This is a genomic window from Albidovulum sp. (genome assembly GCF_049646345.1).
Taxonomy (GTDB): domain Bacteria; phylum Pseudomonadota; class Alphaproteobacteria; order Rhodobacterales; family Rhodobacteraceae; genus Albidovulum.
On record NZ_JBARVQ010000641.1, the window covers coordinates 1 to 15582 of the forward strand.

16 protein-coding genes are annotated in these 15582 nt (G+C 62.7%); 9 read left to right on the forward strand and 7 right to left on the reverse strand.

Features of this window, described 5'->3' with window-relative positions:
* The first annotated feature begins 75 nt into the window (after window positions 1-75).
* Window positions 76-960 carry a LysR family transcriptional regulator gene (locus WBB85_RS16690; protein ID WP_432639725.1) on the forward strand — a complete coding sequence of 295 codons (885 nt, stop codon included), beginning with the start codon at window positions 76-78 and terminating at the stop codon, window positions 958-960.
* Between the two features lie 44 nt (window positions 961-1004).
* Here WBB85_RS16690 and WBB85_RS16695 read toward each other — a convergent pair whose 3' ends face one another.
* The 4 genes from WBB85_RS16695 to WBB85_RS16710 all read right to left on the reverse strand — a co-directional run bounded on the left by WBB85_RS16695 (window position 1005) and on the right by WBB85_RS16710 (window position 3591).
* On the reverse strand, window positions 1005-1340 hold the full coding sequence (locus WBB85_RS16695) for a tRNA-binding protein (protein ID WP_432639726.1): 336 nt from the start codon (window positions 1338-1340) through the stop codon (window positions 1005-1007).
* Window positions 1337-2149: a pyrroline-5-carboxylate reductase gene (proC, locus tag WBB85_RS16700; protein WP_432639727.1), complete on the reverse strand. Its 813-nt coding sequence runs from the start codon at window positions 2147-2149 to the stop codon at window positions 1337-1339. Before proC ends, WBB85_RS16695 begins: the two co-directional genes overlap by 4 nt.
* Before the next feature lie 83 nt (window positions 2150-2232).
* Window positions 2233-2736 carry a YbjN domain-containing protein gene (locus WBB85_RS16705; RefSeq protein WP_432639728.1) on the reverse strand — a complete coding sequence of 168 codons (504 nt, stop codon included), beginning with the start codon at window positions 2734-2736 and terminating at the stop codon, window positions 2233-2235.
* 207 nt (window positions 2737-2943) lie between these two features.
* Window positions 2944-3591: a helix-turn-helix domain-containing protein gene (locus WBB85_RS16710; RefSeq protein ID WP_432639729.1), complete on the reverse strand. Its 648-nt coding sequence runs from the start codon at window positions 3589-3591 to the stop codon at window positions 2944-2946.
* Window positions 3592-3799: 208 nt separating this feature from the next.
* Between WBB85_RS16710 and WBB85_RS16715 the strand changes: the two genes are divergently transcribed.
* Window positions 3800-3955, forward strand: coding sequence for a hypothetical protein (locus tag WBB85_RS16715; protein WP_432639730.1), 156 nt, complete (start codon window positions 3800-3802; stop codon window positions 3953-3955).
* 65 nt (window positions 3956-4020) lie between these two features.
* Window positions 4021-4287, forward strand: coding sequence for a hypothetical protein (locus WBB85_RS16720; RefSeq protein ID WP_432639731.1), 267 nt, complete (start codon window positions 4021-4023; stop codon window positions 4285-4287).
* Here the strand turns inward: WBB85_RS16720 and WBB85_RS16725 are convergent, their stop codons facing one another.
* A complete protein-coding gene (locus WBB85_RS16725) occupies window positions 4288-4536 on the reverse strand; it encodes an accessory factor UbiK family protein (protein ID WP_432639732.1) in 249 nt (82 codons plus the stop codon).
* A 117-nt stretch (window positions 4537-4653) separates the two neighbouring features.
* Here WBB85_RS16725 and lgt point away from each other — a divergent pair, with 117 nt between their 5' ends.
* Genes lgt through pgeF form a run of 3 tightly spaced genes read left to right on the forward strand, consistent with a single transcriptional unit; the run spans window position 4654 to window position 7363 of the window.
* The gene (gene lgt / locus WBB85_RS16730; RefSeq protein WP_432639733.1) at window positions 4654-5532 is read left to right on the forward strand and encodes a prolipoprotein diacylglyceryl transferase; all 879 of its coding nucleotides are present in this window, start codon (window positions 4654-4656) and stop codon (window positions 5530-5532) included.
* The gene (locus WBB85_RS16735) at window positions 5529-6602 is read left to right on the forward strand and encodes a class I SAM-dependent methyltransferase (protein WP_432639734.1); all 1074 of its coding nucleotides are present in this window, start codon (window positions 5529-5531) and stop codon (window positions 6600-6602) included. The genes lgt and WBB85_RS16735 overlap by 4 nt, the downstream gene beginning before the upstream one ends.
* Window positions 6603-6607: 5 nt before the next feature.
* Window positions 6608-7363 (forward strand): peptidoglycan editing factor PgeF, encoded by a 756-nt coding sequence (pgeF, locus tag WBB85_RS16740; protein WP_432639739.1) that lies wholly within the window; start codon window positions 6608-6610, stop codon window positions 7361-7363.
* 384 nt (window positions 7364-7747) lie between these two features.
* Here the strand turns inward: pgeF and WBB85_RS16745 are convergent, their stop codons facing one another.
* Window positions 7748-8950, reverse strand: a complete 1203-nt coding sequence (locus WBB85_RS16745) for an arylsulfotransferase family protein (RefSeq protein ID WP_432639735.1) — start codon at window positions 8948-8950, stop codon at window positions 7748-7750.
* Between the two features lie 462 nt (window positions 8951-9412).
* Here WBB85_RS16745 and WBB85_RS16750 point away from each other — a divergent pair, with 462 nt between their 5' ends.
* On the forward strand, window positions 9413-9913 hold the full coding sequence (locus WBB85_RS16750; RefSeq protein WP_432639740.1) for an Lrp/AsnC family transcriptional regulator: 501 nt from the start codon (window positions 9413-9415) through the stop codon (window positions 9911-9913).
* Window positions 9914-9968: 55 nt separating this feature from the next.
* Here WBB85_RS16750 and WBB85_RS16755 read toward each other — a convergent pair whose 3' ends face one another.
* Window positions 9969-10775: a Hint domain-containing protein gene (locus WBB85_RS16755; protein WP_432639736.1), complete on the reverse strand. Its 807-nt coding sequence runs from the start codon at window positions 10773-10775 to the stop codon at window positions 9969-9971.
* A gap of 550 nt (window positions 10776-11325) precedes the next feature.
* Here WBB85_RS16755 and WBB85_RS16760 point away from each other — a divergent pair.
* The gene (locus WBB85_RS16760) at window positions 11326-12504 is read left to right on the forward strand and encodes an aminotransferase class I/II-fold pyridoxal phosphate-dependent enzyme (protein ID WP_432639737.1); all 1179 of its coding nucleotides are present in this window, start codon (window positions 11326-11328) and stop codon (window positions 12502-12504) included.
* Window positions 12505-12515: 11 nt separating this feature from the next.
* The coding region (locus tag WBB85_RS16765; RefSeq protein ID WP_432639738.1) for a DNA translocase FtsK 4TM domain-containing protein at window positions 12516-15582 on the forward strand (3067 nt) is incomplete at its 3' end.

Sequence of the window (15582 nt, forward strand, 5' to 3'; positions counted from 1 at the left end):
GTCAACAGGCAGACAGGATAGGGATCGCGGGCTGTTGGGTATTGAGACGACCGAAACCATCGCGGGTGCGGCATCATGATCGACAAGCTGGAGATGTTCATCGCGCTGGCCAGAGAAACACATTTCGGTCGCGCGGCGGACAGTCTTGGCGTGACCCAGCCGACACTGTCGGCAGGGATCAAGGCCTTGGAAGCGCAGCTTGGCGTGCAGCTTGTCTGGCGCGGCTCCCGCTTTGGCGGACTGACGCCCGAAGGGCAAAGGGTGCTGGTCTGGGCACGTCAGATCGTCGCCGATACCCGCACCATGCGCGAAGAGATGCGCGCAGTCCGCAAAGGGCTGGCCGGGAACCTGCGGCTGGCGGTGATCCCGACGGCGTTGACGACCGTCGCCGACCTTACCGGCCGCTTTGGCCGCGCCCATCCCAATGTGCGGTTCACGATCCTGTCGCGCACCTCGGTCGAGATTCTGGCGATGATCGAGAATCTGGAGGTGGATGCCGGTATCTCGTACCTCGACAATGAACCGCTCGGGCGGGTGACGACGGTCCCGCTTTATCGCGAAAGCTACATGTTTGTCTGTTCGGACACATCACCGCTCGCCACCCGCAAGGCCGTCACATGGGGCGAGATCGCGGAAGAACCCCTTTGCCTTCTGACCCCGGACATGCAGAACCGGCGCATCATCAATCAGCATTTTCAGGAAGCGGGCCGCACGGTGACGGGCGCTGTCGAAAGCAATTCGACCGTTGTCCTGATCGCGCATGTCGCCTCGGGCAACTGGTCGACGATATTGCCGGTTCAGATGGCAGAGTTTCTGGCGGCCGGCAAACCGGTCCGGGTGATTCCGCTGGATGAAACGGCGGCGCATCATTCCGTCGGCCTGATCGCCCCCCACCGGGAGCCGCATACACCGGTTTTGGCTGCCCTGCTGCGCGAGGCGCAGGGCCTGTCGGTGATCTGACAGACGGCCGATTGCGGCGCGGTTCAGCCTGCCCGACCGGCCATTCAGAACAGCCTGCCGCCCTCCGGCACCTCGTGCCCGGGCCCGATCAGCACAACCTCGCCATCGGCATCGGGAACCCCCAGCACCAGAACCTCGGACTTGACCGGTCCGATCTGGCGCGGCGGGAAATTGACCACGCCGAGGACCTGCCTGCCGACCAGCTCATCAGGCTGGTAATGCCGGGTGATCTGGGCCGAGGATTTGCGTTCACCGATTTCAGGCCCGAAATCGACCCAGAGCCTGATCGCGGGTTTGCGTGCCTCAGGGAAGGGCTCGGCCCGCGTGATACGGCCGACGCGGATATCGACCTTCAGGAAATCGTCGAAACTGATCGTCATTTGCCCAGTTCCCGGCCGCGTTCGGCGGCTGCATGCACCGCCTCTTTCAAAAGCGCGGGAAAGCCGCGCGCCTCATCCATCAGCACGTTCAGTGCCGCTGCCGTGGTCCCGCCCGGAGAGGTCACATTGACCCGAAGCTGTCCCGGCTCCTCCTCCGCCGCTTCGGCTAGCGCCCCGGCCCCGGCGACCGTCGCCCGTGCCAGTTGCAAGGCGAGCGGTCCGGGCAGTCCCTCGGCCTCACCTGCTGCCGCCAGCGTTTCGATCAGGTGGAAGACATAAGCCGGGCCCGAGCCTGAGACCGCCGTCACCGCATCCATCTGATGCTCGCCCTCCAGTCGCACCACCTGACCGACCGCAGACAACAGGGCCCCGGCGAGCCTCAGATGCGCCTCGCTCGCCTTGGCATTGCCGGTGATCGCGGTGATACCCTTCGCGATGGCCGCGGGTGTGTTGGGCATGGCCCGCACGATGGGTGTTCCCGCCCCCAGCACCGCCTCATAAGTCGCGATGGTCGTCCCCGCGGCGACCGAGAGGAACAGCGTGGCGCCACCTCCCAGGGCGGCTATGCCGGGCAGGGCTTCGGTCATCATCTGCGGCTTGACCGCGATCAGCACGATGGCGGGGGAGGGGGGAAGCGCTTCGTTCAGATGCACGCCCTGCGCCGTCAGCCAGTCCGAAGGATAGGGGTCGGTGACCCAGACCGATCCAGCAGGAAGCCCGCCCTTCAGCCCGCCCGCCAGCATCGCCGACCCCATCTTGCCACAGCCCAGAAGCACCAGCCCCCGGTCCCGCACGTCATCCATGTTCATCAAGGCCTCCTCATTCGCGGGAGGCAGCTTAGCGATCCGGCGGCCGAGGGAAAGCCCCACCTCACGGCCGCCGGACAGGCCCCTTAAGCGCGCCCGTAGGCCTGGGTCATTGCGACATCCATGGCGCGTTCAGGGCTCTCACCGCCCCAACAGGTGAGCTGGAAAGCCGGATAGAACCGCTCGGCCGAGGTCACTGCCTCGCCGATCAGCCGGTCGATCTGTTCAGGTCCGGCGAAATGACCGCCCGACAGGACAAGGCCGTAGCGCCAGACCATCAGGCGCTGTTCGCGCCAGAAGGTGAAGCCACCCGACCAGACCATGTCATTGGCCCGGTTCAGCGCCTCGTAAAGCGCCGGGATGGACTCTTCCGGCGGGTCCATTTCGAAGGTGCAGATCAGGCGCAGGGTTTCGTCATAACCCGACCAGGCGAGTGTGATCGAATAGGTGCGCCACTGACCTTCGACCGCCATGGCGATCTGGTCGTCGGTGACGCGGTCAAAATCCCATTCGTGATGCGTGGCAAGCGTCTCGACAATGTCGATCGGATGCAGGTCCTCGGTGTTCAGGAAGTCCTCGGATAGTGACATGCCCGGCCTCTCTGGTTGTGGCCTTGCGTGGATGGCAGCCCGCAAGGATTAGGTGCCCGCTCAAAGTACGGCAGATGTTACCGCCGCCCTTACCAGATATGGTGTAGGCGAACAGAGGGCCTGTAAAGTAATTTTTAGTTAATACACACAAAATCTTGTGGATATGATGGGCTTGGAGGCTGTCTGTCGCGCTTGCCTTGGGTGGGGCTACATCCGCCAGCTTGCGATGACCTTGCCACGGATCGCTACCTTTTCGCCGTCCACAACCAGAACGCGCAGGTCATCGGGCACTTGCGATGCAGAGACAAGGACCGGCGGCTCGAACCGGCGAAGCACGGTGGTCGCAGTGCCGGCTGCATCGTCATAGATCTGAGCCACGACGACATCACCCGCCGAAGCCCCCACGCTGGCACGGGTGTCGACCAGGATGAAGTCCCCCGGCATGTATCCGGCAAGCGCCATGGACGTGGATCTGACCTTCCAGACGTCGACACCGGCGCGGGCCCCCAGCATCCGCGCCACCGCCCCGACGCGATTCTCCATCGGGTCCGGCCCCCGGAACGGCTCGGCGTCACTTTCGCAGAACCCCGGCGTTCTGGCGGTCTGGCCGCTCCTGTGGCCCCCCGGTGTCAGAGGATCAGGGGCTCCCCCCTCAGAACGTCGGCCGGTCAGGACATAGTGGACATCCACACCCGCCCGGGACAAAGCCGCAAGGTAGTTGCTGTCGGGAACCCTCTCGCCCCGCTCATAGCGGGTCTGCGACAATCGTTTCTGCCCGCCAAGCGCGGCGAATGCCTCCTGCGACAGGCCGAGGCGTTCACGCTCTTCGCGCAACCGTAAAGAAAGCGCCTCCAATCGGATACACTCCTATTGACAGCATCCAAACGGATACATAGCATTGCACCACCCCGCAGCCTTACGCGGGCACCATAGGTCAGTTATGGCAAAAAGAGAATTTCGATACCAGCCGGGTGCGATGCTTCACGGCGCAATCATAGGCGCATTTCGCGCCAGAGGCACGACTTTTGAGGCATGGTGTCTTGCTGCCGGCCTGAAATCGACAGTGACCCGGAACGTAACCCATGGCCAGTCGCATGGACCCAAAGGGCGGGAATTGCTGGAAAGACTGATCGACGATGCCGGCCGCGACATCGTGAAGGCCGCCTACGAGGCCCGCCTGGAAGAACATTACCGGGAAGTGAAAGACCGAACGAGGTGATCCCGCTCACCGCTTTCCCCGGGCCCGCTTCCCCACCGCATCCACAAGCCACGCGAGAGATCCAGATGCTGCTTCTGAACCAAATTCCGGATCACGATGTCGGTCTGGCCCAACGCACCGCGATGCTTCGTGGACAGGTGCTTGCCGTGTGGCAGGCGGCGCGCAGGGTGCAGAGCGACGCCCTATCCGCCCCCGAGCGTGAAGAGGCAACAAGGGCCTATATTGGTGCGCTGGAAGCAATCATGGAAACCGTGAATATGCTCTACATCACCGGCGCCATTGACCAGCTTCAGAACCTGCTTGACCCTGAACCGGTAAGCGACGACGGCTGATCAGGCCTTAGCTGCCTTCTCCAGCGCATCCAGCCGCGCTTTCAGCGCCTCATTCTCTTCCCGTGCCTTCTGGGCCATCGCGCGGACCGCGTCGAATTCTTCACGCGTCACAAAATCGCGGTCAGCCAACCAGCGATCCATGAGGGATTTCATCGCTGTCTCGGCTTCGGTCCGGGCCCCTTGCGCCACGCCCATGGCATTGGTCATCAGCTTCGACATGTCGTCGAGGAACTTGTTCGGTCCGCTCATAGGGCGCCTCCTTGCCGGGCCTGGTCATGTTGCTGCCTATATGCGGGGCCGGGACCGAAAGCTCAAGGTTGACTTCGTCGCAGCCCCGCGCTCTGAGAGGGGCGCCAAGGAGACATCATGTACGCTGCCATTCCCTTCCCCGACATTTCCAACGACATCTTTTCGGTCGATCTCGGCTTCATGGTGCTGACCCTGCGCTGGTATGCTTTGGCCTATCTGGTGGGCATCATCGCCGGTTGGCGCATCGTGCTGGGACTGATGCGGCGGCCGATGCTCTGGCCCGACGACAAGTCACCGACCGCGCCCGAACGGATTGACGATCTGCTGACCGCGATCATCCTTGGCGTGATCCTCGGCGGGCGGCTGGTCTATGTCTTCGTCTACAATCGCGACTATTACCTCGCCCATCCGGGCGAGATCATGCAGATCTGGCAGGGCGGCATGGCCTTTCATGGCGGTTTCCTTGGGGTCGTCGTGGCCGGGCTCTGGTTCTGTCGCCGCTACGGGGTGCCGCGCCTGCAACTGGCCGATGCGCTGGCTTTGGTCGCGCCGATCGGCCTTTTCTTCGGGCGGATCGCGAATTTCGTGAATGCGGAATTGTGGGGGCGGCCGACCGAGCAGGCCTGGGGCGTGATCTTTCCCGGCGAGGCGGCACAGGACTGCGCGGGCATTGTTGCCGGGACCTGCGCCCGCCATCCAAGCCAGCTTTACGAGGCGGGGCTGGAAGGGCTCATTCTGGGTCTTGTCCTCTTCCTGCTTTTCCGGCGCGGGGCGCTGAAGCGGCCCGGTCTGATCACCGGGGTGTTCCTGATCGGCTACGGGCTGTCGCGGTTCGCGGTCGAATTCGTGCGGCAGGCCGATGCCCAGTTCATCACACCGGACAATCCGATGGGATATGTGGTGCATCTCGGTGGTCTGGGCCTGTCAATGGGCCAGCTGCTGTCGCTGCCGATGATCGTCGCCGGAATCTGGCTCTGGCGTAAGGCGCGGGCGTGACACCGCTCGGGCGGATCATCGCGGCGCGGATCGCCGCCGAGGGGCCGATTAGCCTATCGGACTACATGGCCGAATGCCTGCTGAACCCCGCGCACGGCTATTATGCGGCCCGTGACCCCCTCGGCGCGGCAGGCGATTTCACCACCGCCCCGGAAATCAGCCAGATGTTCGGTGAAATGCTCGGCCTCTGCCTCGCCCAAAGCTGGATGGATCAAGGGCGGCCTACACCCTTCCTGCTGGCCGAGATCGGGCCCGGGCGCGGTACGCTGATGGCCGATATCCTGCGCACGATCCGCGCGGTGCCGGGCATGGCAGAGGCGGCAGAGCTTCATCTGATCGAGGCCTCGCCCGCCTTGCGCGCGAAACAGGCGGCAACACTGAAGCATCACGCGCCAATCTGGCATGACAGTATCGCCACTCTGCCCAACGGGCCGCTCTTTCTTGTCGCAAACGAGTTTTTTGACGCCCTGCCGATCCGCCAGTTTGAACGTCGGCCCAACGGCTGGGCCGAGCGTCAGGTGGGGCTGACCGGGGATCGCCTGACCCCCGGCCTTGCACCGCCCGCACCGGCGGCGCTTCTGGCCCACCGGATGGCTGACACCAATCCCGGCGATATCGTCGAACACTGCCCCGCCTTGCCCGCCATCGCAGGTGAGATCGCGGCACGCATTGCAGCGTATGGCGGTGCGGCACTGGTCGTCGACTATGGTGGCTGGCGCTCTTTCGGTGATACGTTTCAGGCGCTGAAGGATCACAAACCGGTCGATCCCTTTGCCGAACCGGGGCTGGCCGATCTGACCGCCCATGTCGATTTCGAGGCGCTGGCAAATGCCTTCACGGCAAACGGTGCGGCCACGACCGGCATGACTGCGCAGGGCGTCCTTCTCGAACGGCTTGGCATCACTACACGCGCACAGGCGCTTGCGCGAAACCTTACCGGTGCGGCACTGGAAAGCCATGTCGCGGCGCATCGACGCTTGACCCACCCCGAGGAAATGGGACAGTTGTTCAAGGCCATCGCCTGCCACCCCAATGGCAGCAACCCGCCGCCCGGATTGGACCCCGCCTGATGCCGATGACGATGGACATTCTGACCCATGATGCGCTGACGCCCTTCCGGCACGGCTTCTTTACCCGCAAGGGCGGCGCGTCATCGGGCATCTTCGCCGGGTTGAATTGCGGCCATGGATCATCGGATCAGACCGAGGCCGTGGCAATCAACCGGGAGCGGGTGGCCGGAACGCTCGGGATATCGACGGGGTCGATGATCGGGGTGCATCAAATTCACTCGGCCGATGTTGTGACCGTGACCGGCCCCTTGACCGCGCCGATGCGGGCGGATGCGCTGGTGACTGCCGAACCGGGTCTGGCACTGACGATCCTGACGGCCGACTGTCAGCCGGTTCTGTTCGCGGATCAGAATGCTGGCGTGATCGGCGCGGCCCATGCGGGATGGCGCGGTGCGCTGTCGGGCGTTCTGGAAGCAACACTGGATGCAATGGTGGCCCTTGGCGCGCGGCGGCGGGACACGGTGGCCGTCATCGGCCCGACGATCAGTCAGAAAGCCTATGAAGTTGGCCCCGAATTCGTTGACGAGTTCCTGATGGAAGACCCGTCCTATTCCCGCTTCTTCGCGGGCGGCAAGGGCGATCGGACGATGTTCGATCTGCCGGCTTTCGGACTGCACCGTCTGCGCAAAGCCGGTGTGGCGCGGGCGGAATGGACGCGCCACTGCACCTATTCCGACCCCGATCGCTTCTATTCTTACCGGCGTTCTGTGCATCACCATGAGGCCGATTACGGCCGCCTGATCTCGGCCATTCGGATATGAATTAACGCCGCCATCTGCCCGGTTCAGCCTGATCGGGGTGTCGCGGATTTTCCTAAAATTGCACGTATTCGCCCTATCCCTGCCGTATTGCGCCCTACAGTTAACAACACTGACGCGTGTCGGAAGGCACCTTGGAACGAGTGCCGATACACAGCGAAATGAGGCAAGGAGAGATCGAATGAAACCGCAACGCCGCTGGATCAAGAAAGTGCTGCAGGACAGTGCGAATGCTGACATCGCCATGCCATGGGCGCGTCAGGTTGAACAGGACCGCAAAGCCGCCTGAGGCTTTCAATACCAGCGTCTGACACTGCTGTTGCGGTGTCCGACGCTAAGGCTTGGCCAAGCAGTGCTGCATGGTTCAGCGAGGCACTCTACAACTTATCAAAGTGCATTCTCTTCGGCGAACTGGCCGCGGATATCGGCCAGGCAGTCCGGCAGATCGGTGCTGAAAAAGTCCGGCGGAAGCCATTTCTGTTCCGAAATCACATAGTTGAAGTCGTCGTCACCGGATTTGGTGTTGACGATTTCCAGAACCACCTCACCTTCCGGATTGACCTCGAAGACGCGCCCCTGCTGCGGGCTCGTTACGGCAAGGGTTCCGTTATCGAACATCTGCACCTTCCCGCGAATACGGGAACAGAAGTTGGTGTCACGCCCGTCATGCACCACACGCTTCGTGTTGGTTTGGGGATCTATGGCGATGATCTCGCTATAGTCGCGGCCCATCCGGTTGTTGAAGATCATGATCTCGCCGCTCGGCATCCAGTCGGGATCATGCTGGCGGATGCTTAGACCCACCTGCCACCACTTGATCCGGAGCGTCTCTGGGTCGAGCACGAAGACAAGGTTCAGCGATCGGGCACTGATCAGGAGGTCACCGGTATCAAAGCCGGGAAAGACTGCGGCGAGATGGGCGGGCAAAGGGTCAACATCGTTCAGATGCAGACTGTCAGCCATCCATGCCCCGGGCGTGTTGCGGCGGTTGCGGCCCAGTTCGTTGGGCATCGCCCGGCGAAGGGCGAGAATGTCGATGTCGGGATTGGCCGTGATTATGTCATCGATGCGTATTTCGCGGATGATTGCTCCATCCTCGACGGCAGCTTGCGCGATACCCTCGACCCCCATCTGACCGGTGCCGGTGCCGGTGCCGGTGCCTGTACCGGGACCGTGCTGGATCGACCAGACTGTGTCCCCGCCGCTGTCAGATGTCACGGCATGGCTGAAGGGACCTTTGGCAGCCCACAGCCTGTTACCGCAAGCATCCTTGCTTTGCAGCGACATGCTGCCGTCGAATGTGTAGATGATTGACCCGTTTGGGAACATCTCGAAGCCGTGCGGCAGCTTCTTGTGTGGCGGTCGCGGCTCCACCTCTCCGACAGGAACCTCGTCGAGGGTCCAGACGTGCACAATTTCAAGATCGGGCGACATCAGAAGGGCCGAATTCGTCACTGCACCGTTAAGTTTGAAGGCCCCGACAAGCACCCGCCAGCCAGGCTCGATGCGATCAGAGTCCCCGAGAACCAAAAGACCGTCGACCTGAATGCCATCGGCCGAGCGTACGGGTGCAAAACCGCTGTAGTCCACTCCGGCCCCCGCTTCACCCGAAGCGACAGGTCCTTTTGGACGCCCGAAGACAGTTCGGTCAGTTCGACAAGCGCATTCTTTGCGAGGGACGGAAATGATGCGATCTGAACGGCGGCGCGTCCGGCACCACCGGCCGTATTGCCCCCGCCGAGTTGTGATTTGACCAGCGCGCCGAACAGGACTGTAACGACAAGCCACAGGATCAGGCAAAGCAATAACACCCAAAGCGGAATGGTCCGTCCCAATCTGCCTGCTCCATAGCGATCATAAGAAGCCCGAGCCTAAAAGCCCCCTGGGTGGCGGGCAACTACAAATCGTTGGCTATCGACAACTGGCCCTTGCGGACATTGCAGCGGGAGGTTTTCGCTGGTATCAGGAAAAAATTGCGCGAACGCGAAATATTATTGCGCATTCGACCTCTCGCAAGTAAGTTCCGCAAAATACCCGAGGAGCATGACAGAGATGGGCGCCAATCGTCTTGACGAAATCGACCGCAAGATCCTGGCCGAGTTGCAGGATGACGGGCGCATGACCAATGTCGAACTGGCCCGCCGTGTCGGCATTTCGGCACCGCCCTGCCTGCGCCGCGTCCGGACGCTGGAAGAGGCTGGATATATCCGTGGCTATCACGCCGATGTCAATCCGCGCGAACTGGGTTTCGAGGTTCAGGTCTTTGCCATGGTCGGTCTGCACAGTCAGGCCGAGGTCGACCTTTCGGCCTTCGAACAGCGATGCCGCGACTGGCCGCTTGTGCGCGAATGCCACATGCTGAACGGCGAGATCGATTTCATTCTGAAATGCGTGGCCCCGGACCTGTCATCGTTCCAGACCTTCCTGACCGAGGAACTGACCTCGGCCCCCAATGTTGCCAGCGTGAAAACCTCACTGGTCATCCGTGGTGCCAAGGACAGGCCCGGCGTTCCGTTCAGTGTTCTGGAAGAGAGGCTTGGACGCAGCGCCTGAGACCGAAGTCCCTGCACTGCGTCCTCCCCCCGGAAGCGGTCGGCCTTGCCTCGCCCTAGCTGGCCAGAGCCGCCTCGACTTCATTGGCCGTCAGGCGCGGATGCGCGGTGACGCCAAACTCCGAAAAGTTTTGCAAATGCGGGAACAGGGACAGGAACCGTTGCGACAGTTCCGGCCCAAGCCGTTCTTGCAGCTTGGCGCCCGGGTGGACGCTTTCGATTTCCAGTCCGGCGACACGCAGCGATCCATGACGTTCGAGCATCACATGGAAGACAGTAACCGGCGTTACCGGCGCCACTTCGATCACGCTCACGCCATCGACGAAACTCGAAGCGGGACCATAGGCTGAACTGAGTGCGCTGTTGTTCCCCGACATGTTGCGGATGAGCAGACGTGCGGACGGGCCAAGAATGAGATCCGGCATCGGCCGCCCCACGCCGAACGCATCGCCCGTTACACGCACAAGACGGCGCGGCGTCATGCCCGGCATCGCGTTCGGAGGGAACAGGGTCATCGAGCCGATCCAGGTGATCGTCTCCTCCCGGCCTTCGGCGGTGTGGGCCACCATGCCGGGCACGATATCCTCGATCGCGACGGGCCCTTCCGTCGTGGCGATGACGCTGCCGCGCGCGAGGGCACAAAAAGCGTTCTCGATTTCCGGAACCGCCGGGGCGAGCCGGGTTGCATAATCAACCTGCCCCTGGGCATCAAGATAGGCGATCTCAAAGCGCCGGTTCAGCGGGGCCGGTGATCGGTTAACTGCGGGTTTGCCGGGAATACGGCGTTCAGTATCTGTATTTTTCGGAACGGAAATAGAAACAATCTCCGCCGAAGAAACGGCGTTGTACTGGTGATACGACACGCGAACAACCTTTCGCTTACAGTCAGTGCTGCGAGGCCCCCACCCAGATGCAGACGGACAATAACGTAAAGTGAACAGTTATTCATCTTATGTCAAAAATTCGAGTCTACTGCGCAGGCAGCAGACCCCAATCAGCCGGGCGTGAATGGCTTTGTTGCGGTGGTCGCAACAAGAGGACAAATTTTAATCACAATTTATGAGCGCAAATATCAGGGCCTGCGAATCGCGCGGCTGCGGTTAACCATCACGGCACGCTCGGTCCAGAATGACCCTGCGTCAACTTTTGCCCTTTCGATGACAGGGCAGCCCTGTCCTGTCCGCTCAAATTCGACGTAGATTCCGGTCGCCGCGACATTGGGAACACCCATCTCGGGGCGTTGCCACCCTGATCCGCGCAACCCGATGCAACCCATTCACCGGGCGGGGACTCAAAAGCCACAATCCGGGCCTCCGAACCCAGCCAGGGCATTGGTTTTTCTGGACCCGGCCCTGCCAGCCCGCTAATCTGGAATTCAAACGGGGCGATACGACCCCGCGAATTGAGGCAGTAATGGCGTTTCCCGAGCGGTTTTCGAACCTGCCAGATTACGCGTTTCCGCGGTTGCGGACTTTGCTCGACCACCATGCACCCGGTGGCGAGCCCATTGTCATGACCATTGGTGAGCCGCGTCACGAGGTCCCCGGTTTCGTCGGCCCGATCCTGGCCGAGCGTCTGAGCGAGTTTGGCAAATACCCCCCGAATGAGGGCACGCCGGGCCTTTTGTCCGCCATTGCCGGATGGCTCAGCCTGCGCTACGGCGTCGATCTGCCGCCCGACCGCATCATGGCCCTGAACGGCACACGTGAAGGACTTTTCGACGCCTGTCTGGCACTCTGCCCCGAGGTGAAGAACGGCCAGCAGCCCGTCGTCCTGATGCCGAACCCGTTCTATCAGCCCTATGCGGCGGCCGCCCTCAGCACCGGCGCGGAACCCGTCTATGTGCCCGCAGGCCCCGCCACCGGCTTCCTGCCGGACTTCGGTGCGCTGCCGAAAGATATCCTCGACCGTACCGCACTCGCCTATCTCTGTTCGCCCGCGAACCCGCAAGGCTCGGTCGCCACCCGCGACTACATCGCCGAACTGCTGCATCTGGCCGAAAAGCACGATTTCATCCTCTTGTCGGACGAATGTTACTCCGAGATCTGGCGCGACCAGCCGCCCACCGGCGCGCTTCAGGTCGCGGCGGAGATCGGTGCCGATCCTGAACGCATCGTGGTGATGAACTCGCTGTCGAAACGTTCCAACCTTGCCGGGCTGCGCTCGGGCTTCGTCGCCGGTGGCCCCGAGGCGATCAAACGCTTCCGCCAGTTGCGCAGCTATGGCGGATCGCCCCTGCCGCTGCCCATCCAGCACGTCTCGGAAAAGGCGTGGAGCGACGAGGCGCATGTGGAAGCGAGCCGCGCGCTCTATCAGGAAAAGTTCCGCATCGCGGACAAGGTTTTCGCCAGCGTTCAGGGCTATCAGGGCCCCGAAGGCGGTTTCTTTCTGTGGCTGCCCGTCGATGACGGCGAGGAAGCGGCCCTGAAATCGTGGCGCGAGACGGGGGTAAGGGTGCTCCCGGGCGCGTATCTGGCCCGCGAGGTTGGCGGGTTCAATCCAGGAAAAGGCTACATTCGCGTTGCGATGGTGGCCCCAAAAGAAGAAATGCGGCGCGGGCTGACGATGCTCCGCGACTGCCTCTACGGTTGAGGAACAAGGGTATGGCATCTTACCAGGCACGACAGCGCGATCCGCTGCTGGATCAGAACATCCAGGCCGCACTGGAACGGCGCGGCAAGGAACTTCTGGGCGTGGCGCTTTGCATTGCCGCCCTATTGGTCGCGATGATGCTGGCGAGCTATTCGCCCGACGATCCAAGCTGGTTCGCCTCGACCGATGAACCGGCGCAGAACCTGCTTGGCCGTTTCGGTGCTGCCATCGCGCTGCCGCTTTTCGTCATTGCCGGACACGGCTCCTGGGGCATTGCCGCCATCCTTGCCGCCTGGGGTGTACGTTTCGTCAGTCATCGGGGCGAGGACCGGGCACTGTCGCGTGCGATTTTCGCACCGATCGCGGTTGCACTGATGTCGGTCTATGCCTCGACCCATCTTGGTGGGCCCGACTGGCAGCACAGTTTCGGCCTTGGCGGACTTTTTGGCGACACCGTTCTGGGTGCCGTGCTGGGCATCGTACCGGTCAGCGCCACCTTCGGCCTGAAGGTCATGTCACTTCTCTTCGCCATCGGCACGCTTCTCATGACGCTGTTCGTCATGGGGTTCGAACGGCGCGAGTTGAACGCCATCGGGCGTTTCCTGCTTGTCGGCACCATCGTCGGCTATGACTGGATCATGCGCATGCTGGGGCAGGGGGCGGTTGCCTCTGTCCGTGGGGCGCAGGCCCTGCAAGAACGCAACCGTGCCCGCCGCGATGCGGTGCTTGAGGATGACGAAGACTGGCGCGAGGATCGCGACGATACGCCCGCAACTGCAATCTCTCCGGCCGTCCGTGCCGCCGTGCTGCGCGCCGATGCGCGTTATGCCGAACCGGTGGTTGACGAACCGCCCGTCAAGCGTGGCCTTCTCGCCCGCGTGACCGACCTTGCCCGTGGCCGTCAGGATGAGGATTATGCCGATCCGGAACCCGAACTGATCGAACCGCGCCTCTCGCGCTGGGCTTCGACCACCGAAGCCCCGTCCGAAGACCGCATCCGTGCCCGCATCGCCGATGCGGTCAAGACCCGGACCGTGCATGTCGCCGACGGCGAACCAAGGATGCGCGCGGAACCGCCGGTCAGCGCTGGCCGCGCTGTCGACGAACCGCCCCTGAGTGCCACGCCGCGTTTCATGCCGGGCCAGCGTCCGGGCACACCTATGCATGCGGACGAAACCACCGCCCCCCTGACCGCCGAACCGCTCTTCGATCCCGAGGGGGGTGATGACTATGCCTTCGACGCCGACGACGATTACAGCGCCCCGCCCACCGCAGGTCAGCGGAGCATCGTCCAGCACAATACCCGCAAGGCACCCACCCCCTCGCGACAGGCCCTGGCCGAGGCCCAGCCCCGCCTGAAATTTGAGGAACCCGCAGGCAGCGACTATGAAATCCCGCCGCTTTCGCTGCTGGCCAACCCCTCCTCGGTCCAGCGCCGCCCGCTTTCCGACGAGGCGTTGCAGGAAAACGCGCGGATGCTGGAAAGCGTGCTCGACGATTACGGCGTGAAGGGTGAGATCGTCAGCGTCCGCCCCGGTCCTGTCGTCACCATGTACGAACTCGAACCCGCACCGGGCCTCAAGGCCTCCCGCGTCATCGGGCTTTCCGACGATATCGCGCGGTCAATGTCCGCCCTTTCCGCCCGCGTCTCGACCGTCCCCGGCCGCACCGTCATCGGTATCGAACTGCCGAACTCGTTCCGCGAAAAGGTGGTCCTGCGCGAAATCCTCTCCGCCCGCGACTTCGGAGACTCGGGCCTCCGCCTGCCGCTGGCACTTGGCAAGGACATCGCCGGCGAACCCATCGTCGCCAACCTCGCCAAGATGCCCCACCTTCTCATCGCCGGCACCACCGGCTCGGGCAAATCCGTCGCCATCAACACGATGATCCTCTCGCTCCTCTACAAGCTCACGCCCGAGGAATGCCGGCTCATCATGATCGACCCCAAGATGCTCGAACTCTCCGTCTATGACGGCATCCCGCATCTCCTCTCCCCCGTCGTCACCGACCCCAAGAAGGCCGTCGTCGCCCTCAAATGGACCGTGGGCGAGATGGAGGAGCGCTACCGCAAGATGTCCAAGATGGGTGTGCGCAACATCGAAGGCTATAACGGCCGCGTGCGCGAGGCGCTGGCCAAGGGCGAGATGTTCAAGCGCACCGTCCAGACCGGGTTCGACGAGGAAACCGGCGATCCGATCTTTGAGACCGAGGAGACGATGCCGGAAGCGCTGCCCTATATCGTCGTCATCGTCGATGAGATGGCCGACTTGATGATGGTCGCGGGGAAGGAGATCGAGGCCTGCATCCAGCGCCTCGCCCAGATGGCCCGCGCGAGCGGCATCCACCTGATCATGGCCACACAGCGTCCCTCGGTCGACGTCATCACCGGCACGATCAAGGCCAACTTCCCGACACGGATAAGCTTCCAGGTCACGTCGAAGATCGACAGCCGCACCATCCTCGGCGAAATGGGCGCCGAACAGCTCCTCGGCATGGGCGACATGCTCTACATGGCCGGCGGGTCAAAGATCACCCGCATCCACGGGCCGTTCGTGAGTGATGAGGAGGTGGAGGAGATCGTGACCCACCTCAAGTCCTACGGCCCGCCCGAATACATGTCCGGCGTGGTCGAGGGCCCGGATGATGAGAAAGAGGCCGATATCGACCTCGTCCTCGGGCTCGGGGGCAATACCGACGGCGAGGACGCGCTCTACGATCAGGCCGTGCAGGTCGTCCTGCGCGACCGCAAGGTCAGCACGTCCTACATCCAAAGGAAGCTCGGCATCGGCTACAACAAGGCAGCTAGACTGGTGGAGCAGATGGAGGAACGCTATCGCAAGATGTCGAAGATGGGCGTGCGCAACATCGACGGGTTCAACGGCCGGGTGCGCGAGGCGCTGTCGAAGGGCGAGTTGTTCGAGCGGACGGTGCAGACCGGGTTCGATGATGAAACCGGCGATCCGGTGTTCGAAACCGAGGAATTCGCCCCCGAGTTGCTGCCGTTCATCGTGGTGGTGGTCGACGAGATGGCCGACTTGATGATGGTCGCAGGAAAGGAAATCGAAGCCTGTATCCAAC